The sequence below is a fragment of the Bifidobacterium sp. ESL0769 genome (assembly GCF_029395495.1).
Lineage (GTDB): Bacteria > Actinomycetota > Actinomycetes > Actinomycetales > Bifidobacteriaceae > Bifidobacterium.
Map to the genome: position 1 here is coordinate 905,188 of NZ_CP113918.1, position 23,295 is coordinate 928,482.

16 protein-coding genes, 1 tRNA gene and 1 pseudogene are annotated in these 23,295 nt (G+C 57.8%); 14 read left to right on the plus strand and 4 right to left on the minus strand.

The window, feature by feature from the left end:
* Positions 1-71 precede the first annotated feature (71 nt).
* The 12 genes and pseudogenes from OZX72_RS03630 to greA all read left to right on the plus strand — a co-directional run bounded on the left by OZX72_RS03630 (position 72) and on the right by greA (position 13,510).
* Positions 72-563 (plus strand): GNAT family N-acetyltransferase, encoded by a 492-nt coding sequence (locus tag OZX72_RS03630; protein WP_277159049.1) that lies wholly within the window; start codon positions 72-74, stop codon positions 561-563.
* 192 nt (positions 564-755) lie between these two features.
* The gene (gene pth, locus OZX72_RS03635) at positions 756-1,355 is read left to right on the plus strand and encodes an aminoacyl-tRNA hydrolase (RefSeq protein WP_277159050.1); all 600 of its coding nucleotides are present in this window, start codon (positions 756-758) and stop codon (positions 1,353-1,355) included.
* A 133-nt stretch (positions 1,356-1,488) separates the two neighbouring features.
* Positions 1,489-5,013 (plus strand): transcription-repair coupling factor, encoded by a 3,525-nt coding sequence (gene mfd / locus OZX72_RS03640; protein WP_277159051.1) that lies wholly within the window; start codon positions 1,489-1,491, stop codon positions 5,011-5,013.
* Positions 5,014-5,148: 135 nt separating this feature from the next.
* A complete protein-coding gene (eno, locus tag OZX72_RS03645) occupies positions 5,149-6,444 on the plus strand; it encodes a phosphopyruvate hydratase (RefSeq protein WP_277159052.1) in 1,296 nt (431 codons plus the stop codon).
* 94 nt (positions 6,445-6,538) lie between these two features.
* Positions 6,539-7,006 (plus strand): annotated as a pseudogene (locus OZX72_RS03650) (septum formation initiator family protein); the annotation flags it as partial.
* A gap of 463 nt (positions 7,007-7,469) precedes the next feature.
* Positions 7,470-8,054 (plus strand): DUF501 domain-containing protein, encoded by a 585-nt coding sequence (locus OZX72_RS03655; RefSeq protein WP_277159354.1) that lies wholly within the window; start codon positions 7,470-7,472, stop codon positions 8,052-8,054.
* Between the two features lie 132 nt (positions 8,055-8,186).
* Entirely contained in the window at positions 8,187-9,200 is a 1,014-nt protein-coding gene (locus OZX72_RS03660; protein ID WP_277159355.1) for a Ppx/GppA family phosphatase, read from the plus strand.
* Positions 9,201-9,313: 113 nt separating this feature from the next.
* Positions 9,314-9,394 (plus strand) — tRNA-Leu (locus tag OZX72_RS03665).
* An 89-nt stretch (positions 9,395-9,483) separates the two neighbouring features.
* On the plus strand, positions 9,484-10,764 hold the full coding sequence (locus tag OZX72_RS03670; protein WP_277159054.1) for an MFS transporter: 1,281 nt from the start codon (positions 9,484-9,486) through the stop codon (positions 10,762-10,764).
* A 101-nt stretch (positions 10,765-10,865) separates the two neighbouring features.
* The gene (locus OZX72_RS03675; protein ID WP_277159055.1) at positions 10,866-12,329 is read left to right on the plus strand and encodes an L-serine ammonia-lyase; all 1,464 of its coding nucleotides are present in this window, start codon (positions 10,866-10,868) and stop codon (positions 12,327-12,329) included.
* Positions 12,330-12,502: 173 nt separating this feature from the next.
* Positions 12,503-12,910, plus strand: coding sequence for an FKBP-type peptidyl-prolyl cis-trans isomerase (locus OZX72_RS03680; RefSeq protein ID WP_277159056.1), 408 nt, complete (start codon positions 12,503-12,505; stop codon positions 12,908-12,910).
* 117 nt (positions 12,911-13,027) lie between these two features.
* A complete protein-coding gene (greA, locus tag OZX72_RS03685) occupies positions 13,028-13,510 on the plus strand; it encodes a transcription elongation factor GreA (protein ID WP_277159057.1) in 483 nt (160 codons plus the stop codon).
* Positions 13,511-13,718: 208 nt separating this feature from the next.
* On the opposite strand, the gene OZX72_RS03690 is transcribed toward greA, so the two are convergent.
* Positions 13,719-14,753, minus strand: coding sequence for a hemolysin III family protein (locus OZX72_RS03690; protein ID WP_277159058.1), 1,035 nt, complete (start codon positions 14,751-14,753; stop codon positions 13,719-13,721).
* Positions 14,754-14,948: 195 nt separating this feature from the next.
* Here OZX72_RS03690 and OZX72_RS03695 point away from each other — a divergent pair, with 195 nt between their 5' ends.
* The gene (locus OZX72_RS03695) at positions 14,949-16,451 is read left to right on the plus strand and encodes a PAS domain-containing sensor histidine kinase (RefSeq protein WP_277159059.1); all 1,503 of its coding nucleotides are present in this window, start codon (positions 14,949-14,951) and stop codon (positions 16,449-16,451) included.
* 263 nt (positions 16,452-16,714) lie between these two features.
* Here the strand turns inward: OZX72_RS03695 and OZX72_RS03700 are convergent, their stop codons facing one another.
* From OZX72_RS03700 to OZX72_RS03710, 3 genes are all read right to left on the minus strand, one after another.
* Positions 16,715-16,993 (minus strand): WhiB family transcriptional regulator, encoded by a 279-nt coding sequence (locus OZX72_RS03700; protein ID WP_277144447.1) that lies wholly within the window; start codon positions 16,991-16,993, stop codon positions 16,715-16,717.
* Positions 16,994-17,093: 100 nt separating this feature from the next.
* Positions 17,094-18,440 carry an LCP family protein gene (locus OZX72_RS03705; RefSeq protein ID WP_277159060.1) on the minus strand — a complete coding sequence of 449 codons (1,347 nt, stop codon included), beginning with the start codon at positions 18,438-18,440 and terminating at the stop codon, positions 17,094-17,096.
* A 70-nt stretch (positions 18,441-18,510) separates the two neighbouring features.
* Positions 18,511-19,917 (minus strand): LCP family protein, encoded by a 1,407-nt coding sequence (locus OZX72_RS03710; protein WP_277159061.1) that lies wholly within the window; start codon positions 19,915-19,917, stop codon positions 18,511-18,513.
* Between the two features lie 233 nt (positions 19,918-20,150).
* On the opposite strand from OZX72_RS03710, the gene OZX72_RS03715 reads away from it, so the two are divergent.
* Complete coding sequence (locus OZX72_RS03715) at positions 20,151-23,294, plus strand: glycosyltransferase family 2 protein (protein ID WP_277159062.1); 3,144 nt, start codon at positions 20,151-20,153, stop codon at positions 23,292-23,294.
* Position 23,295: the final 1 nt, after the last annotated feature.

The following is a 23,295-nucleotide window of genomic DNA, read 5'->3' on the forward strand; positions in this document are numbered from 1 at the left end:
CGGCTTACTTTCGGACAGGTCCAAGCCGTATACTTTTGGATAAGTTTTTAGGTTTTGGAATAGGGGCAGCCATGATTCGAGCGGCGCAGGACAGCGATTTGCAGGCAATCACTGACATCTACAACGAGGCGGTTGTCGCTGGTGGGTCCACCGCCGACTTGAAACCTCGCACCATCGACCAGCGTCGTGAGTGGGTGGCTGAACATGAACCGCGCCGTGATTTTCCTGTGGTCGTCTTGGAAGACGAGAGTGGGAAAGTGGTCGGTTTCGGCTCCCTGTCGCGTTTCCATCCCCGTGCCGGTTACGACGGAGTTGTTGAGCTGAGCTATTACATCGCCACCGCCGCGCAATATCAAGGATATGGTACCCAGATGGTCTCCTGGCTCATCAACAAAGCCAAGGAACTCGGCAATCGCAAGGCCATCGGACTGATTTTTGCCAGTAACTCCGGCTCCATCGCTCTGATGAAGCATTTCGGCTTCACCCGTTACGGCTTCCTTCCTAAGGCTTGCTGGGACGGTCACGGTTATCTCGACATGTCTTACTGGTACCTCGATTTGTGATAGCAGCAGGTTGATTGTCTGCAGCTTCATGCGTTCACCGGTAGGCGTAGCTAAGCGTCTCTTGGAATCGGTATGATGGATGTCAGATAACCGCATTTCGGGGCGTTTTGTCATGCCCGGATACAGGCGGTTTGTGAGAATAGACCTGAGATATCGCTTGTATATCGCCGAAAAGAAAGAACGTAGCGCGAGATGGCATCACAATTCTGGTTGATTGCAGGACTGGGCAACCCCGGCAAGAAGTACGAAGGCACCCGCCACAACATGGGGTTCATGGTCGCTGATGTCTTGGCGGAACGCTGGTCGGTGAATCTTAGTGATCATAAAGGATTGGCCGAACTGGGCAAAGGTATCATGAACCTCAGCGGCAAAAGCATGAAGTTCTTCCTCGCCAAGCCGCTGACCTATATGAACGATTCCGGCGATGCGGTCTCGTCGATCTCAGAGTATTACGATATCGATCCAAGCCGCGTCATCGCCATCCACGACGATATGGATCTCGATTTCGGACGTATCAAGGTGAAAGCCGGCGGCTCTGCAGGCGGTCACAACGGCATTCGCTCGATCGACAAATCGCTGGGCACCAACAAGTATTCGCGCGTCCGTATGGGTACCGGCCACGCTGCTCGTGGACCGCATGCCCACGAAAATACCATCAACTGGGTGCTCGGCGGCTTCTCTGCGGCCCAACGCAAGGAGCTTCCCGAATTCCTCGCCGATGGTGCTGACGCGGTGGAAACCATCATGTTTGAAGGCATGAGCGAGGCGCAGGAGCGGTTCAATGGCCGCTGAAACGAAGGGCCGTTCCGTAAAAGTATCGAATCGTAAGAGCAAGGATAAAGCAGAAACGTCTCCATCGAAGCCAGCAACGAAACCGGTAAAAAATTCGGGTCAAGACACTAAAAAAGAAGAACAATTGCAAGATATGTCCGGTGCACTTGCCGGATTTCTGCCGCGTCTTGACGATGACGGGGCGTTTCGCGATCTGCTGGCCGGTGAGATTGAGCCGCCGGAAGGTGCGGCCGACCAAGCGTTGACCGTCGGCGCTCCCGAGGGCATCAGGCCGGCGCTCGCTGCCGCGCGTGCGCAATATTCCTCCGTGGTGATGGTGGTGTCTTCGAGCCGCGAGGCTGAGGAAACCGTCAACTCCATCCGTTCGTGGTATGGGGGAGACCCCAATGAAGTCAGCCAGCTCGAGGCTTGGGAAACCCTGCCGCACGAACGCCTTTCACCGCGTGCCGACACTGTGGCCAGCCGTATGGCCGTCTTCCGCAGGCTCTGCCACCCGAAAGACGGCAGCGAAATGTTCGGCCCGATCCGCATTCTGGTGATGCCGGTGCGTTCGCTGATTCAGCCGGTGGTCGCCGGTTTGGGCGACGTGGAACCGTTGGTGTTCAAAGTCGGCAGCGAGATTCCGCTGGACGAGGTTTCCGCACGTCTGGTCGAAAACGCGTATACCCGTGTCGATCTGGTCGTCAACCGCGGCGAGTTCGCGGTGCGCGGCGGCATCGTCGATGTGTTTTCGCCGACACTTCCGCATCCGGTGCGTATCGAGTTCTTCGGCGACGAGATCGACACCATCAAGGAATTCCACGCCTCCGACCAGCGCACGTACGGCGACGGCATCGATGTCGTCTGGGCCACGCCATGCCGCGAACTGCAGCTGACCGACAAGGTTCGTACCCGCGCCAAATCATTGATTGGCCGGATTCCCAACGCCGACGATATGCTGCAATCCATCGCCGATTCCATTCCGGTGGAAGGTATGGAATCGCTGATTCCCGCTCTGATTGACGACATGCAGCCGGTGGCCACGATGCTGCCCCGCGACGCGGTCATCATGCTTTCCGACCCCGAAAAGCTTCGCCGCGCCGCCGCTGATCTTGCCAAAACCGCCAATGAGTTCCTTGCCGCGAGTTGGCATGTGGCCGCAAGCGGTCACGGAGCAGGTGCACCCATCAGCTTCGACCAGGCGAGTTTCCTCGATTTCGACGAGACCATCCGTTCGTTGGAATTCTCCAACCACGACGTGTGGCGGCTCACCAGTTTCGGCGTCGACAAGACCATGGCTGGCCAAGTCCAGCTCGATGCGTCGGTTCCCGAGGAATATCGCGGTGACGAAAAGCGCGCAAAGACGGGTGTCGAGGGTCTGATTGACGACGGTTTCGAGGTAACGATTACCGCTGCCGCCAACGGCACGTTGTCCCGTTTGAAGCGTGCGCTCGGCCAGACCGGCGTGACGCGGTTCGACACCGTGCGTTCGCAGGCCATGGACGGATTCATCGATTCCGCCGCCAAATTCGCGTTGCTTACCGAACGCGACCTGACCGGCAAGACCAGCGCCGTGGCCCAGCAGAAGACCCCGCGGCGTCGCCATAAGGCTATTGATCTGATGGAGCTCAAGGCCGGCGATTACATCGTCCACGAGCAGCATGGCATCGGCCAATTCGTCGAGATGCGCCAGCGCACCACCGGTGTCGGCGCCAACCGTGCCACTCGCGAATATCTGGTCATCGAATATGCCCCGTCCAAGCGCAACGCGCCGCCGGACAAGCTTTTCATCCCGACCGACCAGCTCGACCAGATCTCCAAATACATCGGTGCCGACAAGCCCAAGCTCAACAAGCTCGGCGGCTCCGACTGGGCGCAGACCAAGGCCAAGGCCCGCAAGCACGTCCACGAGATCGCCGATGACCTGGTCAAGCTCTATTCCGCTCGCCAGCAGGCCAAGGGCTTTGCGTTCAGCCCCGACACCCCGTGGCAGAAGGAATTGGAAGACGCTTTCCCATATCAGGAGACTGCCGATCAGCTCACCACTATCGACGAGGTCAAGGCCGACATGGAGAAGCCCGTGCCGATGGACCGCCTGATCTGCGGCGATGTCGGCTTCGGCAAGACGGAAATCGCGGTGCGAGCCGCGTTCAAGGCCGTGCAGGACGGCAAGCAGGTGGCCATACTGGCCCCGACCACGCTTCTGGTGCAGCAGCATTATGAGACGTTCACCGAGCGTTACGAGGGCTTCCCGGTCAACGTGGCGGCGATGAGCCGATTCCAGACCAAGAAAGAGATCGATGAGACGCTCAAAGGCTTGGAATCCGGGTTTGTCGATGTCGTTATCGGCACGCACAAGCTTCTGAACCCGAAAATCAAGTTCAAGGATTTGGGTCTGCTGATCATCGACGAGGAACAGCGTTTCGGTGTCGAACACAAAGAGACGCTGAAGGCACTGCGCACCAATATTGACGTGCTTTCCCTTTCTGCTACCCCGATTCCCAGAACGCTCGAGATGGCTGTCACCGGCATCCGTGAGATGTCGACGCTCGCCACGCCTCCTGAAGACCGTTTGCCGGTGCTTACCTACGTCGGCGCTTACGAGGATGCGCAGGTCACCGCAGCGGTTCGGCGAGAGCTCTTGCGCGGAGGCCAGGTCTTCTACGTTCATAATCGAGTCAACGATATCGACAAGGTCGCCGCCAAGATTCACGAACTGGTGCCGGAGGCGAAAATCGGCATTGCGCACGGCAAGATGGGGGAGAAGCAGCTCGACAACATCATCCAGGACTTCTGGCACCGCGATATCGATGTGCTTGTTTGTACGACAATCATTGAAACCGGCCTCGATATTACCAACGCGAACACGCTGATCGTCGACCATGCCGATCGCTTCGGCTTAAGCCAGCTTCACCAGCTGCGTGGCCGGGTGGGCCGTGGCCGCGAACGCGCTTATGCCTACTTCCTCTACGACCCCAGCAAGCCCATGACCCAGCAGTCGCACGACCGCTTGGCCACCATCGCCCAGAACACTGCGCTCGGAAGCGGATTTGATGTCGCGATGAAGGACCTTGAGCTGCGTGGCACTGGCAACCTTCTGGGTGGTGAGCAGAGCGGACACATCGAGGGCGTCGGCTTCGACCTCTACGTGCGCATGGTCTCTGATGCCGTCGAGAAATACAAGGAACCGGAACGCAAAGAATCCGTGGCCGTCACCATCGACCTGCCGATTGAAGCGTCGATCCCGGTCGACTACATCGATTCGGACAAGCTGCGTCTCGAGGCCTACCGCAAGCTGGCCAGCGCCAGAACCGAAGACGACCTCACCGAACTACGCGAGGAGCTCACCGACCGTTACGGCCCGCTTCCCGAGGAATTCGATACGCTCTTCGACGTTGCTCGCCTCCGTAGCAAGGCCCGTGCACTCGGTGTCTCCGAAATCGTCACACAAGGCAACCGTGTACGCGTCGCCAAGATCGACCCGCCCGAATCCCTGCAGATACGGCTCTCGCGTATCTACAAGGGCACGCAATACCGCCCCGTAACCCACACGCTCCTGATCCCAGCACCATTCGGCGGGACGCTCGGCGGCAAGCCGATGACCAGCCCCGAAGTGATGGGCTGGACCGACCAGTTGCTCGAGGATCTGGCGTGGACGGGCAAACCGAAGCAGAACTGAACGGCAAGCTGTGGATATCGTTGTTAGCCATGGATATGTTAACGCTCACAAATAATGCCTAATTTTGTCTGTTTACGTCCATCAAACGCATTAATCTTGGGAGTGTTAGTGAAAGTCCATCTTTAAGGAGTAATTGTGGCAGCAATTGAAAGCGTTTATGCCAGCGAAATTCTCGATTCCCGCGGAAACCCGACCGTCAAGGTAGTGCTTGACACCGTTGATGGTGCCGAAGGCATCGGCCTGGTTCCTTCCGGCGCTTCGACCGGTGAGGCCGAAGCGTGGGAACGTCGCGATGGCGACAAGTCCCGTTACAACGGCAAGGGTGTTCTCGAAGCGGTCAAGGCCGTCAACGAGACCATCGCGCCCAAGGTCATCGGCATGGACGCCACTGACCAGCGCGCCCTCGACGAGACCATGATCGAGCTCGACGGCACCCCCAACAAGGGCAAGCTCGGCGCCAACGCCATCCTCGGTGTTTCTCTCGCGGCGCTCTACGCCGCCGCGGAATCCGCAGAACTGCCGCTCTACCGCTACATCGGCGGCACCAACGGCCACATCCTGCCGGTTCCGAACATGAACATCATGAACGGCGGTGCGCATGCTGATTTCGCCACCGACATTCAGGAATACATGATTTCCCCCTACGGCTTCGAAACCTACAGCGACGCGCTGCGCGCCGGCGTCGAGGTCTATCACACCCTCAAGGGCATCCTGAAGAAGGACGGCCACGACACGGGTCTTGGCGACGAAGGCGGCTTCGCCCCGAAGATGAAGACCAACGAGGATTCACTCAAGTACATCATGCAGGCCATTGAGGCCGCGGGTTACGAGCCCGGCCGCCAGATCGGCCTGTGCCTCGACGTGGCTTCCTCCGAGTTCTACAACAAGGAGACCAACAAGTATCACTTCGACGGCGCCGACCGCGATGCCGATTACATGCTGGATTACTACAAGGAGCTCGTCTCCAAGTATCCGCTGGTCTCCATCGAAGATCCGTTCGCTGAAGAGGATTGGCCTGCATGGCAGAAGATCACCGCCGAAATGGGCGATAAGCTCCAGTTCGTCGGCGACGATCTGCTCGTGACCAACCCGAAGCGCCTGCAGAAGGGCATCGACCTGCACGCTGCCAACAGCTTGCTGGTCAAGCTCAACCAGATCGGCACCGTCACCGAGACGCTCGACGCCATCGAGCTCGCCACGGCCAACGGCTTCACCTCCATGGTTTCCCACCGTTCCGGCGAGACCCCGGACACCACTATCGCCGACCTCGCCGTCGCCAAGAACACCCGTCAGATCAAGACCGGTGCTCCTGCCCGTGGTGAGCGCATCGCGAAGTACAACCGCCTGCTCGAGATCGAGGAGGAGCTTGGCTCCACCGCCGAGTACGCTGGTTATTCCGCTTTCAAGGCCTGCAAAAAGTACGTCAAGTAGTTTTTGCTAGCCAATCACGGCGCGTGTTTGCGCTGTGAGCTTTGCCCGTCACATTGACTCCATGGAGTCGAATGTGACGGGTATTTTATGTCTTATGGGCACTACGAAAAGCAAGGGCAAAGGCAAAGCCGAGAGCGACAAGAAGCGCAGCGGGTCGCGCGGTTCCGGCCCGATAGCGTTCTTTATCGCGGTGTTCATCGTGGCCCTGGGCGCTATTCAACTGGTGGCTACGTTTCATAGCTATGCCTTGAATCTCGCCGAACTCAATGGATTGAAGCGGCAGGAAGCCGCGTTGGTATCGCAAAAGCAGAATCTGGAGAACGATATCTCCCGTTGGAACGACAACGCTTACGTCACCGCGCAGGCGCGTGAACGGCTTGGCTTCGTCTTCCCCGGAGAGCAAGCCATCCATGTTGAACATCCCGAAGCGGTCACCGGTGTCAAACCGAAATCGGACAATACCGATCAGGATGATGTCAGTTCGGACAAGCCGGCATTGCCTTGGTATCGTGAACTGGCGTACGGCTTCAAGAAAGCCGATGAGCCGTTGAAAAAGAACAAGTCTGGCGAGGTCACGACGCCCAAGGCTGTGGGCGGGCAAAGTGATTCCGAACCGGATATGGACGGCACGCCGAATGCTGACGATAATACCAACCAGACTGACAATGCGAATCAGGCGGGCAACAACGATAAAAAGAACGCCGTAAATCCACAGAACAAGGGTCAAAAGGCGGGTGCTGGTTCCGGTTCACAGAGCGGCGGCGGTAAGAAATGAACGGTTCCGCGATAGTTGGAACTGGCGGCGCATTTGACATTGGTGCTTGGCGTTGCGTTCGATAAAAATCTGAACGCGCCCATATAGGCATGTTCTAGGTATGTCAAATACTGATAATTTTTATATAAATAAGACAGAATGATATTCGATAAGGAACAGCGTGCAAAAAGAGCAATCCCAATCTTTGAAATCCGCAAATCCGAGCGTAGAAGGTGGCGAACGCCAAACCGTTGCGCAAAATGCAGGTGCGATGCCGATTCAGATCGACGAAGCCGGCCTCGAGGTGCAAGCCAAGGAACTGGTGGACCGCGTGATGGCGGACAAGGCCAGCGATGACGATGTCGCTTTGGTCAAAAAGCAACTTGGGCGTTTCCCGCGTGGCATGGTCGCTGTGGGCGCGCGTTGCGTGTGCGGCAGACCGCTGGCCGTGGTGACGCGTCCCGTGTTGCCCGATGGCACACCGTTCCCTACAACGTGCTATCTGACAAGCCCGGAGGCGACCAAGGCCGTTTCGCGCGTCGAAGCGGATGGTTCGATGCAACACTATACCGACTTGGTACAGCATGACGAGACGATTCACGCGCAATATGAGCGTGCGCACCGGCTTTATCTTGCCTTCCGCCACGATTTGGCGACCCGGCTTGGCGACAGCGAGGAGCACATCGCAGGCACAAGCGCCGGCGGTATGCCCGTACGTGTCAAATGTCTGCATGCGCTGGTGGCGCAGACATTGGTGATGGGAGAGGGTGTCAACCCCATAGGCGATATGGTGATGAAGCGTATCGCCGGCGAGTTTGACCCGAAGGTCTGCCGTTGCACTACAGAACTGGACTGAATCTGCAGCTTCATGCGTGTCGCGGCACGGATAAGGTTGTTGACGGGCGGAGACCAGCTTCACAATGTTGCGTCTGACGGATAATGTCTAAAGCAGCGAAACAAGATGAAGCGAAAAACGGATGGTGCTGAAATGCGAGATGAAACCAAGGATTTTGTGACCGTTGCCGGAATCGATTGCGGTACCAATTCCATACGTCTCAAGGTTTCCAAGGTGTTTGCCGACGGCAGTGTCGAAGACGTCGTGCCACGCGTGCTGCAGGTCATCAGGCTCGGTCAGGATGTCGACAAAACGCATCGTTTCGCCGAAGACGCGCTTGAACGCGCCTACTCTGCGGCTCGTGATTTCGCAAAAGTTTTGAAGGAGCATCCGGCCGACGGCCTGCGTTTCGTGGCCACTTCGGCGACGCGTGATGCCGAAAACCGCAAGGATTTCGAGGACGGCATCGAATCGATCTTGGGCGTACGGCCCGAAGTGATTCCCGGAACGGAAGAAGCCGCGCTGAGCTTCCTTGGGGCTACGGGCAGCGTGCCGCGCAAGGGGCTTGAGGCGCCGTATCTGGTGGTAGATCTTGGTGGTGGTTCCACAGAAATGGTGATGGGTGGCGACGGCAAGTCCGCGCCGGCCACCAGCGTACAAGCAGCATTCTCGATGAACATCGGCTCGGTTCGGATGACGGAACGTCACTTACGTACTGATCCGCCGACGCAAGACGAAATCGCCGAGGCGAGCGAGGATATCGACCGGTATATCAATGAAGCGTTCGAGCACGTACCTGCTGGCAAAGCGCGTACCATTATTGGCGTTTCCGGAACGGTCACCACGATGACTGCGCTGGTACTGGGCTTGAAGGCATACGACCACCGTGCCGTCGACGGCGTACGGGTTTCGTACAAGGACATTTTCGCAGTCGATGACCGCTTCCTTAACATGACCCGTGCCGAACGCGCCACCTACAAGACCATCCATCCCGGCCGCATCGATGTGGTCGGCGGGGGAGCGCTGGTTTGGAACCACGTGCTGACCAAGGTTTCCCAGGCCGCGCAACGCGACCACGGCACCCCGATTGATTCTTTTGTTTCCAGTGATCATGGCCTTCTGGACGGCATCGTCCTTGATTACGGCATGAGAATGCTAAACAGCTGATGGTTTTAGGATTATCAATTTTGTAATATTGTATGGTGTTTTGTATTATATTGTGCCCTGTTAGTGGTAGAGCGGATGTGGCATAATAACGTCTTGTCGGCATTTGTCGATGTGCTCCCGTGGCGGAATTGGTAGACGCAGCTGACTTAAAATCAGCCGCCATTGGCTTGTGGGTTCGAGTCCCACCGGGAGTACTCTGTCTCATAAAGTATCGGTTTGTAACCTTGGCGACATTTCTGCGGGTAAAATAATTCATGTTTTACTTACTTGAAAGGCGATATACATGGCTGAGACTGTAGAAGGCAAACCGACAGCAGATACGGCAAAACGTGGCGGCGCGATGATCATCGTCTCGCTGATGGCCGGCTATTCCGTGGTCTACATGGACAAGAGCATGATTTCGTTGGCCATCATGCCCATCGGCAAGCAGTTCGGGCTTGACACCGGCCAGACTGGCCTGATCATGTCGTTCTTCTTCCTGGGATACGCTTTGATGCAGATTCCCTGTGGCTGGCTGGCCGACCGCATCGGTGCCAAAAAGGTGCTGGTGGGCTCGCTTACCTTCATCGCTGTTTTCGCCTTCCTCTTCGGAGCCATGGGCGGCCTGATCCTTTTCATTGTCATGCGTTTCTGCATGGGTCTCGGCCATGGTGGCTATCCGCCGAGCGTCACCAAGTCGATTGCCGAGAACTTCCCGCTTAAAAAGCGCACGTTCGTCCAGTCGCTGATTCTTTCCACCTCCGGCATCGGCGGCATCCTCGCCTTCACCCTGGGCGGCGTGCTGGTCGATAAAAACTGGCGTCTCGCCTATGCCGTCCTCGGCGCGCTCTATCTGGTCTCCGTCATCCTCATCTGGTTCTTCGTGCCCTCGCACGGTGGCGCGGCTGAAGAAGAACAAAGGGCTCGGGCCGAAGCTCAGGCCGGCAATGCGGAAGCCGCCAAAGCCGACGCCCCCAAGGCCGGTTTTAAAGACGTCATCAAGAACCGTAACGTCATCGTCCTATTCATCGCGATGCTGTTCATCAATGTCATGCTTTATGGCCAGATGTCGTGGATGCCCACCTATATCAAGACCACTTTCGCATTGAGTACGACGAAGGCCGCGTTGGTGCTGGCGTTCAACTCCATCTTCACCATGTTGGCCACTATCTTCTCGGGTTCCCTGCTCTCCAAGCTGTTCCTCGGCCGGGAGCGCATGGCCATTATTGGTTCCTGTCTGATTACCGCCGTGCTCATCGTGATCTTCATCTTCGTGGGCAAGAGCAGTCTGGTGATATCGATGGTGCTGCTCGCGCTGATGAGCCTGGTCTCCATGTTTGCCTTCACCGGTATCTTTACCTGGCCGCACAAGATTATGAACGCCGAAATCATTGGTTCCTCTATCGCTGTTATCAACACCGGCGGTACGATCGGCGGCTTCCTCGCCCCGACCATCCTCGGCAATATGGTCAAGTCCGCGGGCGGCTCGTTCACCGGCGCCTTCCTGTTCATCGCCGCGATGACGATATTGTGCGCGCTGGTTGTGCTGTTTGTGAAACCGGAACTCACGACAGCCAGCAAGTAAAACGGAATCAGATTGTCTCTGACGGATAATCGATAACCGATATTTTGTGGGTTCGCACACAAAGAAACGTGTTGCACATAGAGTGACGTTAAAATAGGGATATGTTCACAATTCTCGACATGTTCAAAATCGGCGTCGGGCCGAGCTCGTCGCATACCGTTGGCCCGATGGTGGCTGCTTCGAATTTCGTCACCTCACTTGACGAGCGCGACCTGCTCGGTCGCGTAAGTCGCGTCAAGACCACGCTTTACGGTTCCCTGTCGATGACTGGTCTCGGCCACGGCACTGACAGAGCCACCATGGCGGGTCTGGAAGGCGACGTGCCGGCCATAGTCGACACGATGCATTTGGCGACCATCAGGGAAGAGTGCGAGAACACCGGCAGGCTCAACCTCGGAGGCAAACATAATATTGATTTCGATTACAGCAAGGACGTCATCTTCGAGAAATGGAAGATGCTCGCCGCCCATCCCAACGGCATGCGTTTCGAGGCGTTCGACAAAACAGGCCGGAAAATAGACGAGCAGGTCTGGTATTCCATCGGCGGCGGATTCGTACGCAAAGGTCATCCCGACGACCTTTTGATCGGCATCCATGAGAAGGCGCCGAAGGGCACGACCTTTGCTGAAGAGGCGAGCGTCGACAGCAGCAATGATTTTCCGCCTGAAGCGCCCTATCCCTTTGCCAGCGCGGACGAGCTGCTTGAAATCTGCAAGCGCGAAGGCAAAAGCATCTCCGAAATCGTATGGGCCAATGAGACGGCCACGCGTTCGCCCAAAGAAGTCAAGGATGCGCTGTTGAACGTCTGGCATCATATGGATGACTGTGTCAAGAACGGCTGCATGTCCACTCAACACACGCTGCCCGGCGGCCTTGACGTGCCGCGACGCGCACCAAAGATTTACCGTGAGCTTTCCGGCAACGCCGACATTCTTTCGCATAATGTGCGTAGACCCGCCGCCCTGCTCGAATCCTCCGAATGCACGTGGGTCGACCTTTTCGCGCTCGCGGTCAACGAGGAGAACGCCGGCGGTGGCCGCATCGTCACCGCCCCCACCAACGGTTCGGCAGGCATCATCCCAGCGGTGCTCGAATATTATTGGCATTTCGCCGGAACAGCGAACGAGGATGGCGTCATCCGCTTCCTCCTGGCCGCCGGGGCCGTCGGTTACCTTTTCAAGCGCAACGCTTCCATTTCCGGAGCGGAGGTCGGCTGCCAGGGGGAAGTCGGTTCCGCGGCTTCGATGGCGGCTGCAGGGCTTTGCGAAGTGATGCAGGGCACGCCGCGGCAGGTCGAGAACGCGGCGGAAGTGGCCATGGAGCATCATCTGGGGCTGACCTGTGACCCGGTGGCCGGCCTCGTCCAGATTCCCTGCATCGAGCGCAACGCGATGGCCGCCAACACCGCCGTCAACGCGGTACGCATGGCCTTGCTCGGTAACGGCCAGCACATGGTCAGCCTCGATCAGGTCATCAAGACGATGAAAGACACCGGCGCCGACATGATGTCGAAGTACAAGGAGACCTCGGAAGGCGGTCTTGCCGTCAATGTCGTCGAATGCTGACAATGCGGCGAACCGGCAACTCGCCGTATTCGCAGCGAATGGTTCGGCAGCTTGTTCGGAAATGATAACGATTTTCCTCTCGTAGGTTCTGTGCACTTTCGGCCTATCGACGAACATCGGGGTGCGGGAAGTGCTAACCTAATGTCATTGTAAAACAACAAGGAGGCCTACGTATGGCTACGAACATGCCCGAGGTAAATGCCGAGTTCGGCGCGAAACCCGTTATCGAATTCCCCGATACTCCCGCACCGGCCGGTCTCAAGGCTGTGGAACTGGTCGAAGGCAACGGTCCGATGGTCCGTTCCGGAGACAATGTAACCGTCAACTATCACGGCGTGGTCTGGGGCAAGGAAGAACCGTTCGACTCGAGCTTCGACCGTCATCAGCCGGCGAGTTTCGGCATCGGTGTCGGCCAGGTCATCAAAGGGTGGGACCGCACGGTTCCCGGACACAACGTCGGTTCGCGTCTGGTGGTCTCGATCCCGCCGGAATACGGTTACGGCAGGCAGGGCATGCCACAGGCCGGAATAGGCGGAGATGACACGCTGGTGTTTGTCATCGACATCATTTCCACGCGCTGAAGCCAGGGGAATCCAATACGATTGGCCGGCCAGCGCGCCGGCCAAATTTATTTTGGCTTCTCCGGTACAAGCCGGGCACAAAACGTAAAACAAACCATAAAAAGGCAAGGAAGAATCATGGCAGAGGAAGAAAAGACCATTCTGCTCACGCAAGAGGCCTATGACAAGCTCCAGAAGGAGCTGGCCTACCGTCAGGGCGACTATCGCGACGAGATTACCCAGCGCATCGCCACGGCGCGCGCCGAAGGTGACCTTTCCGAAAACGGCGGCTATCAGGCTGCCCGTGAGGAACAGGGCAAGAACGAGGGGCGCATCAACGAGCTCATCGTCAAACTGCGCAACACCAAGATCCTGAAGGCCCCGCCGGCAGGCAAGGTGGGCAACGGCTCGCTGGTCACGCTCGAGCTCGCCGGCAAGGAGATGAACTACGTACTCGGTTCCCGCGACATCGCTGTGGCCACCGACTACGACGTCATCAGCCCTGAGTCGCCCATCGGTGCGGCCATCATGGGTGCCAAGAAAGGCGACGAGGTCTCCTACAAAGCCCCGAACGGTCGTGAGATCAAGGTGAAGATCAAGGACTCCAAGCCGATGAAGTAAGGCCGGCTTTTGTTCACCTGTTTTATCGGCATATTGTCATATCGATAAATATGAAAAGGGTCTGAATCCATGCAATCGTGGGTTCAGACCCTTTCGTTTGCCTATGAAGCATGGAAAGAATGAAGGTATGGAAAATGGTCTCGAAACGTCGTTAACAGTTCTATGGGATTATACGGGAAAATCTTTCTAAGACGAAAGGTTTTCGGCATTACCATAGGTTGACGATGACCATGTAGATGGCCACCATATGGCAGGCGTAACCGGCAACCGTGCCCAAATGGAAAATCTCGTGGAAGCCGAAGACGCGCGGCCATGGGTCGGGCTTGCGCAGCGCGTAGACGATGGCCCCGGCGATATAGCAGGCGCCGCCCGCAGCGAGCAGAACGACCACCGCCGGGCCCGCGTAAGGTGAGAACCAGAAGAGATCGAGAAAGGCGACGCCGGAGACGCCAAAGATGATGTAGACCGCTGTATAAAGCCAGCGTGGTGCGTTAATCCAGATGACGTGAATCAAGAGCGCCACCAGCGTGCAGGCCCACATCCCGCCGATCACCCCGTTGCGCCAGTTCGGTGTCAGGGCGAAGGAGACCGGGGTGTAGGTGCCGGCGATCAACAGGAAGATATTCATATGGTCGATGCGGCGCAGGATGTCGGTGGTCTTGGGCGACCAATCGCCCAAATGGTAGGCGGCGGAGTTCGTGAACAGGATCATCGAGCAGACCATGAAGACGGCGCATGCCCATTTGAGCCCCGTGCCTTTTGCCAGGCAGATGAGCACGATACCGGCGGCGAGTGAGAGCGGCGCCGCCACGGCGTGGATCCAGCCGCGCAGCAACGGCTTCGGCCGTCCATGAACGTCAAGGCGGACCTTGCGTCCAGGCATGGGCGGGGGAGTGATGCCCAATGTTTCGGCGGCCTTCACTTCGCCTTGGGCGATGACGTAGGCTGCACGCTCCTCGGCTTTGCGGCGGATGGTGTCGGCCTTGCTGTGCGCCACCGTTCTGATGGCTTCGGCCTTGGCTTCCATGGCCTGCTGCTGCGCCTTGGTAACAGTGGTTTTGATGTCTTTGGGGTCCTTGGCCGGTTTGCCGGAGCGAGGGGAATTTGTATTATTCCTGGCCAATCCGTTTTGCTTCGTTGTTTTTGACGATAAGTTGCTGCTGTCGCCCTGCCCGGAGGCATGATGATACGTATTGATGGCTATGGTGCCGTCTGCCATGGTTTTGACGGACTTGTTGGACATGGTCCCTCCAAAGTCTCAACTATTCCTGTTGTTTCAATTACCTGCTACATCGGGCGATACGCTGTGAAATGCTCAAAACCAGATAACTGGTCTCCGCCTACGCAAACGTAACTTACGACATCGTAACCTGAGTTGGTGACATATTTTTTAAGACCGACAACACCCGGCGAAACCGACTCATAGTATCATTGAACTATGGCTGATTTTGATGAGATTCTCGCCGCGCAGTCCGATTTCGACGCAGGCGATCGTGAATGGCTTCATTTGTTGGTGGCGGACTGGCAGGTCATCGCCGATTTGAGTTTTGCGGACCTGTTGCTGGTCCTTCGGCGTGACGACGGCAAATACATCGTCGCCGAGCAGTGCCGCCCATCCACCGTGATGACGATGCGCAGCGATGATGCAGTCGGCAATGAGGTCTCGCCGAACCTAGTCGATGAGATCGACACCGCGATGAACGCCAAAGGGGTACTACACACCACGACGTTGCACCAGGTCGGCAAATCGAGTGTCTGCAACGTCTACGCTCCGATACGTTGCGGCAACAAGACGCTTGGCGTGGTGGTGCGCGAGACCAATATGTCGACCCGTGAATCCAACGGCCGCTACGAATCCGAAAGCATCAATGCCGGCAAGATGCTCTTCGAAATGATTCCTCGTGGGCAATTCCCCTATCATGACGCACTGATGAGCCAGCAGCACAACGCCAGGGTCTCGGACGGCTTCATCATCCTCGGCCCCACCGGCATCGTCAAATATGCCGCGCCCAACGCCATCAGCTGCTTCCGCAGGCTTGGTGCCATCACCCAAATGGAAGGACACTATTTAAGCGAAATAGGAACGCAACTGCTCCATCCCAACGACCCGGTCCCAGAGACCCTGCCGCTGGTCCTGAGCGGCAAGGCGGCCGCCGACTGTGAGCTCGACGCCAACAATTCCATGGTCTCGATGCATTCGTTGCCGCTCTACAACGAAACAGGACGTGCCGGCGCCATCGTGCTTTGCCGCGATGTCACGGAACTGCGTCGTCGCGAACAGGAACTGCAAACGAAGGACGCCACCATCTCCGAAATCCACCACAGGGTAAAGAACAATCTCCAGACTGTGTCTGCATTGCTCCGCCTGCAGGCGCGAAAGACGAAATCGCAGGAGGTGAAAACCGAACTCAAGGAGGCGCAACGACGTATCCAGACCATCGCCACCGTGCACGAGGGCCTGAGCCAGACCGTCAATGAGATTGTCGACTATGACGCCGTGATCTCGAATTTGCTCAAGATGAGTGTTGACCTTGCCACGATGGACGACCAGCACATCCACATTCGTTACATCGGTAAGTTCGGCATGATGCCGGCGCAGGATGCCACGCCGCTTTCGCTGGTGTTGACCGAGCTCATCACCAATGCCGTCGAGCATGGTTTCGAAGGCCGCAAGGAAGGCAACATCACCATTTCCGTGGGCCGCAGCGGCAATCATCTGAACGTCGTCGTCGAAGATGACGGCTCCGGCCTGGCCGCGGAAGAAGACAATGGCATGGCCCGTTCCTCCGGTTCCGGGCTCGGCACGCAGATCATCAACACCTTCGTGACCAACGACTTCAACGGCACTGTGCGTTGGGACGAACGCCACGGCGGCGGCACGCGCGTCATCCTCGACATCAACCTGCGTGCGGCGCAGGAAGGCGACGAGAGGGAGTACTGAATATAGCTTGGCAGCCATTCCGCGATGCGTGGTATGGCTGCCAGCCCAATATCAAGTCTGGTATTGAGTTGCCTATACCCCGATATTCGTGCGTCTCGTCGCTTGACTGATTCGTCGGCCGAGCGCAGACAAATGCATAGCCGCACGACACAACAAATGTCCCTTCCGATTCCAACAAATCGGAAGGGACATTTGATGTTAAGAAGCTACAAACAAGTCACTCACTGGCGCTGCACTTTCCAAGTGCAGCGCAACAAACGAAATCAGACCTGCATCTGCATGTTCTGGCTGCGGCGGGCGCGCATGGCGCGACGCTTCAGGGCGCGGCGCTCATCCTCGCTCAGGCCGCCCCAGACGCCATAGTCCTGATTGGTGTCAAGCGCGCATTTCAAGCACGCGTCGATGACCTTGCAGGTACGGCAGATGGCCTTGGCCTCTTCGATTTGCTGATAGGCGGCGCCGGTGTTGCCGACAGGGAAGAAAAGCTCGGGATCCTTGTCGCGGCATGCCGCCTTGGCCCGCCAATCAAACGCATTACTCATAGAAGCTAACGACCTTCCTATTTGTCCTCGACTGCATTCCACTACTTAGATAATCACGAAAACGATAATTTTTCAAGGGATTTTGCCAGAAAGATAGATTTTAATTGTTTCCGAGCGTCTCCGCCAGGGTCCCGACCGTTCCCGGCTTATGGGTGCCGGTTGCCAGCTGTTCGAACAATTCGAGGTTTTTCGTGTCATCCAGAAGAACGGTGGAACCCACACCGTCGACGTAATGGTCGGGGTCGGTCCAGTAGACTGAGCCTGAGACGCCCTGTTTGCCGGTGGCGGCCTTGAATGCCATGGCCATCGACAACAGCGTCAGCGGATTGGTCTGCTTGTCCACTTCGATAGAAGAGAGGGCGGCTTTGGCGACTTTCTGTGCCTTCGCCGGGCTTTTCATCGTTTCGGGAGACGAGGCCTTGCTCATGATGGCTCCGATGACCTGACGCTGGCGTTCGGCACGTCCGAAATCGCCTTTCGGATCTGAGTAGCGCATGCGTGAGAAGGCCAGGGCGGTGCCGCCGTCGGCCACATGGCAGCCGGCCTGCCAGTTGAGTCCGGAGTATGCGTCGTCGACCGTGGTGTCGTAACAGAGGTTGACCCCGCCCAGCGCATCGACCACCTTGGTCAGGCCGTTGAACTTGATTTCGGCGACATGATCGATTTTCTGCCCGGTGATGTCTTCGACTTCGCCGGTAAGTGTTCTCTTGCTCTGTGTTTCGGCGACGGCATTGATTTTCATGCTGGTTCCGTTGACCTTGACCAGCGAATCGCGCGGAATCGAGATGAGTGAGGAGCTGCCGTGCTTTGGCTTGGTAAGCACCAGCATGGTGTCGGTGCGGAAGCCGGGGGTGTCGTCGGCGCTGCCGCCGATGCCGGAATCGTCGCGTTCGTCGGAGCCGAGCACCAGCCAGGAAGTGCCGTCGGTGTCGGCCTTGCCGGTCAGCCAATCGGTTTTGTCAAGCTGGGAATTGGCCCAGTTCCAGCAGCCGAAAAGCGCCAAAACGATTGCCAGAATGATGACCAATAACGTGGTGAGTATCCAGTGGTGTTTTTTATGCGGCTTGGCCACTTCGCCGCCGAAGCCTGAAGGCTGTGCACGGTTGGGACGTTGCGGTGGCATTACGGAACCGCCATAATTTCTTTCGGAATTCAGGGATGAGGAGGAACGTGCCGGGGAAGCGACGCGGGAGGAACCGGCGCTTTGACGCGGTGCACGTGAAGACCTGGGAGTTGCAACTGCTGGAGCCACTGAAGTTGCCGGTTGCTGGACCGGCGGATGGCCCGCCGCCCGTTTACGCGGCTTGATAGGCGAAAATGCAGGAGGGGTCTGTGGCGGATTGGTTGCGGCCGGCACCCGGCCCGTATCCGGACGCTTGCGCGCGCCCGAGGGTATGAAGCTGGGTGGGGTGCCCTGCGCGTCGTATCCACCAGACTGCTTGACCATAAACCCTCCCGAAAGATAAAAGCAGTTACTACTTTTACTCGCGGAAACGTGTAAGGAATGAAAAATTGCCCTACTTCTGCGCAGGAACCGCACATACGGTCGCGTTGAGGTACTGGTTGGCGACGCCCATGTACTGGCCGGTGACCGGGTCATGGATCATGCCGTCGTCTTTGTCTACCGTGCCTCCGGTGATCGGGTCGATGAGCCTGCCGTCGGAGGTCGTGATCAGACCGGTCTTCGGATCGGGCGTGCCTTGCTGCTGGGCTTGCGTGCCGTTGGAATCCTGGCTTTGTCCGTTCGTGCTTTGGCTATTGGGATCCTGGCTCTGGTTTTGTCCGTCCGAACTTTGCGCAGAGTCGGTGTCCTGCTGGGTCAGAGGCTTGTATTTGCGCAGCGCGTTCCATGTATCGTCGGCGTTGTCGGCCCAGACCACGCGGTTATCGGGGTCGGTGGGCGCCGGGACGACGGGGATGGTGCGCGCGTAGACGTGATCTGGCTTGAGGTTGTGCAGGCTCAAGGCAAGACCGGCCAGCGTGGTGGCGTTGGAGAGGCCGGCGGAGATGTTCAGGGACTTCAAGGCCTCGTGGGCAAGCCGGTAGAGCTGTTGGCTGTTGGTCAGAAGGTTCTTCGACAACGCTTCGGTGAGTACTTCCTTGACCAGATATTGCTGGCGGGCGGTGCGCATGATGTCGCTGCCGTCGGTGCCGGTTCCGTGGCGCATACGGGCGTATTCGGTGGCTTGTGTGCCGTCGAGATGCTGGAGTCCGCGTTTGAGGTCAAGGCCGGTGTAATCGTCTTTCGTGTCGGTCGGCAGGCAGACGTTGACCCCGCCGATGGCGTTGATCATGCCTTGCAGCCCTTGGAAGTCGACGACGATGAAATGCTCAAGCTTGAGACCGGTCAGCGCGTTGACCGCGTTCATCGTGCAGCTTGCGGCACTGGCCAGGTCGCCGCCTTCGCTCCAGCCGGTAGCGAAAATGGAATTGAACATGACATTGCGCTGGGCGGGAATGACACCTTTGGAGGTCTGGCAGCTGGGTGCGTTGACCAGGGAATCACGCGGAATGGAAACTATGTTGATATAGGAACGGTCGGCGCTGATCTGCACCACCATCGTGGTATCGGCGTTGTGCTCGCCTTCGTCGTCGCTTCCGCCGAGCGCGGCATTATCGCCGCCCTCTCGGGTATCCTGCCCCAAAACGAGGAATTCGATGGCTTTGCCCTCATTGGGATCGACGAGCTTTTCCTCGTTGACGTGCGGTTGGAGGATGGGCTTGATGCTTTTGGGGGAACGGGCCAACGCGATTGCGGCGACGCCCACCGCAGTGAAAACGAATACGAGGATACCCACAAGGGTCATGATGATGCCGCTGCGCAGCCTGTGGCGAACGATATAGGCGGTTCCGTGCATGGGTTTGGGAGAGTGCCACCCACCGAGGTTAGGTATTTTGAGGTCTTTGATACGGTGTGAAGCCATATCTTGCCTTTCTGTTTACCCGCCAGCCGAAGCCTCAGAGGCCGCTGCGGTACTGCAATTCACTATTCCTAGAGGGCATTGTATGCCTAGAGGTTGAATTTTTCCTGAAAATTCGATGTAAAAGCCGCTTTGGGCACGACGATTTATTGTACATAACCCTCCATATAAACCAAAATTTCTCCGTATCGGTGTATTCCGGCGTACTAGCGAGGCCTTCGTCTACACTGGGGAACATGAGTTCCAACGGCAGTGTCGATATCAAGCGGATTGTGGCCGAGGTAATCGCTTCCAGGCCCCGGATAAGCGGGCAGAGTGTCGATCGAAGTGTTGCCGCGATTATCAGTGTCGAACATGATGTGAGGTTTTTCCCCGCGACCTTGCGTGCGTTGATGGCCCAGAAAGTCCTGCCGCGCACCATCGTCATCGCCGATTGCACAGGTGGTACGGCCCAGCCGATGCGTACCGGTTTCACCATCTCGTCCGTTCCTAAGCTCGGCCATGGGGCGGCCCAGCAGTTGATGCCGGAACCTCCCCAACGCGTGGACGTCCAACTGGTGCGTTCCGCCGGGGCGCGTTCTTTTTCCGATGCCGTTTCCAAGGCGTTCCGTTATGCCAGCCTTCCCGCCTCCGTTCGTGCTCTTTGGCTTTTGCATGACGATTCCAGGCCCGTGGGCGAGAATTGCCTCGAGGCTCTGGTCGAGGCCTGGCACAATACGCCCACGGTTTCGCTGATCGGCGCCAAACAGCTTGATTGGGGTGGTACTGAGCTTCATGATGTTGGCAGCTATGCCGGCAAACATTGCCTGGAAAGCCTCGTGGTCGACGGCGAACCCGATCAGGAGCAGTACGACGGACGCGCCGACGTGTTCGCGGTCTCGCTGGCCGGTGCCCTGATGCCATTGCAGACCAAAAAAGAGACCGGAGAAATCAATCCGTGGTTCACGACCTATGCCGAAGGCGCGGATTTCTCTCGGCGCATCTGCGAGGGTGGAGGGCGCGTCATCGTGGTGCCGCAGGCCCATATCGCGCACCGTCGTGCACGTTTCGAAGGCATTCGCAGCCGTGTCGGAGAACCCATCGACGAGGAAAGCCCGTTGGATACCACATCCTCAGTTCTCGACGCCGCGCAGAAATACTATTACACCGATATCCGTGCCCTCTTCTGGCCGTTGATGTGGGTGCTCAATCTCTTCCGTGCCCTCTGGCATGCCATCGGCGCGCTTCTTGCCAAAAGCCCGTGGCGGGCGTGGTGCATCCTGTGCCTGCCGTGGCGCATGCTCGGGCAGCTGCCACAGATGGTTCACGCACGGCGTCAACAGAAGATACGTCACGGAGCCGGAACGGCGGCACTGGATCTGCTGACGGCCGACCACAAACAGATTGAGGAATGGCGCAAACGTAGCCGCGCCTTCGACAGCCAGCAGCATACCGAGCTCCTGAGTCCGCTGGCGAAAAACCATCTGCGGATGCGCGCCGTGCGGCGTTTCGGCGGTGCGGCCCTCATGGCCGTTGTGGCTTTTGTGGTGGTTGTCGCCTTTGAATGGGGCGTTTTCCGTCAGGTGTTGGGCGGCGCAAGTCTGTATTCGCTTTCGTTGTTGGCCAGCGGGGCGAGCTTCTCGACCTTGCTTTCAGCGGCCAGTACGCCGTGGGCCTTTGGGATCGGCATTGGGGTGCCGGCGCCTCCCGCTCCCTGGTTGATGGTTTGGCTGGCGGTTTCGGTTGTTACTATCGGACACCCGGTCATTGCTATTTCGTTGATGTTCTTCCTTGCTGCTCCGGCCATGGCTCTGGCTTTTTGGGCATTGGCTGGCGTTTTCACCCGCTCGGACTGGGTGCGTGTGGTCGTCGGTCTGCTGTGGGTCGCCTTGGCATTGGCTTTGGGGGCCTTCGGTAGTGCGAACATCCCGTTGCTGATGACCATGGTGTTCCTGCCGGCGGCTTTCGCCTTCACGTTCAGGGCTGTGGGAATGTACGGCACTGAGGATCTCGTGCGCTCGCACGCTTCCGTTCAGGCCGCGGGTTGTGCGGCGCTCTGCTTCGCCGTCACCGTGGCCTGCGAACCGCAGCTGATATTCCCGCTGATTGTCTGTTTGGTCTTTTTCCTCGTGGTCGTCCGTTCTCATCGGTTAATGCTCCTGCTTATCCCGGTGCCTGGCTTGGCGCTCCTGCTGCCGACACTCGTCAACAGTGTTCATTACGCAAATGTCGGGGCGTGGCGGCAGCTTTTCGCCGATGTCATCCAGCCTTCTGCCAATACTGCACCGGCCTCGCTTTCCTTCGGACAGGTTGTTTCACGCGCCTTCGCCCTTCCCTTCGGGGGTGATATCAGCTCGCAGCTTTTCAGTCGGCAGGGTATCGAGGCCGTGGCGGTTCTGGCTGCATTGTGCATCATCGTGGTGATGGCGTTGGTCGCGCTGTTGCTGCCGTTCGCGCTGCGCGCCTCGAGAATGATGTGGTTCGTCGCCATCACCGGACTCGTGCTGGCCATGGCTGCTTCCCGAATCTGCGTGTCCGTCGAAAGCGGTGACGCCTTTGCCGCGTCGGTGCTTCCCGGTGTCGTGCTGACGCTTCTGGCATTGCTTTCCTGCGCCTGCATCGTTTCCGGCGGTGCGGTCAAACGTTTCGTGCCTTTGAGGATTTCGGAAAGCGAACAGTCCAAACAGAACAATGAAACCAATGCTGGTAAGGGCAAGATTAAAGGCGTGGCCATCAAATTCGGTCGTGCGGTGCTTGTCGTTGTGCTGGCGCTATGCACCTTGCTGGCCGGGGCATTCGGCATGCTCTCTCGGGGCAACCAAGTCGAGGCAAGCGATGCCGGATTGCCCATGGTGGCCGTGGATTATTTGCAGAATAAGGAAAATCATCGCATTCTGGCACTTCAGGCCGTTGCCGGCAACCATATCGATTTCTCTGTGATGCGCTCACGGCGCGGTGACTTGGTCGACGTCTCACCGGCGTGGAAGGCCAGTCTCGCTTCCGGCGCCAGCGATTTGTCCGTCGACCTGATCGCGAAGGCCAGTAGTGAATTGCTTTCCAACGGCAACGATCAGGCCATCGATTCCCTTGCCAAGCTGGGAATTGGGGGCATTTACGTTTCCGCCGACGAATCCACATCCGACAAGGACGCCACGCTGCGCCTGATCAGCAACATCAACTCCAGCGATGGTGCCCAATCCTTGGTGAACGCAACGAGCGGAACCTATTACCGGCTGACGAAAGTCGATGAAAAGAAACAAGGCGTGCCGATGAAGGGAATTGACGTTGCGCGGCATAGCGTCTGGCGCAAGACCTGGCTATGGTGTCTGGGCATAGTCATGGTGATTTATGTTCTGGTGGCGATACCCAGAACTCGCAGATACGGGCGGGAACAGGCATGAA

Coding starts and splice junctions, on each gene's coding strand:
- OZX72_RS03630 (WP_277159049.1), top strand. CDS start 72: ATGATTCGAGCGGCGCAGGACAGCGATTTGCAGGCAATCACTGACATC.
- pth (WP_277159050.1), top strand. CDS start 756: ATGGCATCACAATTCTGGTTGATTGCAGGACTGGGCAACCCCGGCAAG.
- mfd (WP_277159051.1), top strand. CDS start 1,489: ATGTCCGGTGCACTTGCCGGATTTCTGCCGCGTCTTGACGATGACGGG.
- OZX72_RS03655 (WP_277159354.1), top strand. CDS start 7,470: ATGCCGATTCAGATCGACGAAGCCGGCCTCGAGGTGCAAGCCAAGGAA.
- OZX72_RS03660 (WP_277159355.1), top strand. CDS start 8,187: ATGCGAGATGAAACCAAGGATTTTGTGACCGTTGCCGGAATCGATTGC.
- OZX72_RS03670 (WP_277159054.1), top strand. CDS start 9,484: ATGGCTGAGACTGTAGAAGGCAAACCGACAGCAGATACGGCAAAACGT.
- OZX72_RS03675 (WP_277159055.1), top strand. CDS start 10,866: ATGTTCACAATTCTCGACATGTTCAAAATCGGCGTCGGGCCGAGCTCG.
- OZX72_RS03680 (WP_277159056.1), top strand. CDS start 12,503: ATGGCTACGAACATGCCCGAGGTAAATGCCGAGTTCGGCGCGAAACCC.
- greA (WP_277159057.1), top strand. CDS start 13,028: ATGGCAGAGGAAGAAAAGACCATTCTGCTCACGCAAGAGGCCTATGAC.
- OZX72_RS03690 (WP_277159058.1), bottom strand. CDS start 14,753: ATGTCCAACAAGTCCGTCAAAACCATGGCAGACGGCACCATAGCCATC.
- OZX72_RS03695 (WP_277159059.1), top strand. CDS start 14,949: ATGGCTGATTTTGATGAGATTCTCGCCGCGCAGTCCGATTTCGACGCA.
- OZX72_RS03700 (WP_277144447.1), bottom strand. CDS start 16,993: ATGAGTAATGCGTTTGATTGGCGGGCCAAGGCGGCATGCCGCGACAAG.
- OZX72_RS03705 (WP_277159060.1), bottom strand. CDS start 18,440: ATGGTCAAGCAGTCTGGTGGATACGACGCGCAGGGCACCCCACCCAGC.
- OZX72_RS03710 (WP_277159061.1), bottom strand. CDS start 19,917: ATGGCTTCACACCGTATCAAAGACCTCAAAATACCTAACCTCGGTGGG.
- OZX72_RS03715 (WP_277159062.1), top strand. CDS start 20,151: ATGAGTTCCAACGGCAGTGTCGATATCAAGCGGATTGTGGCCGAGGTA.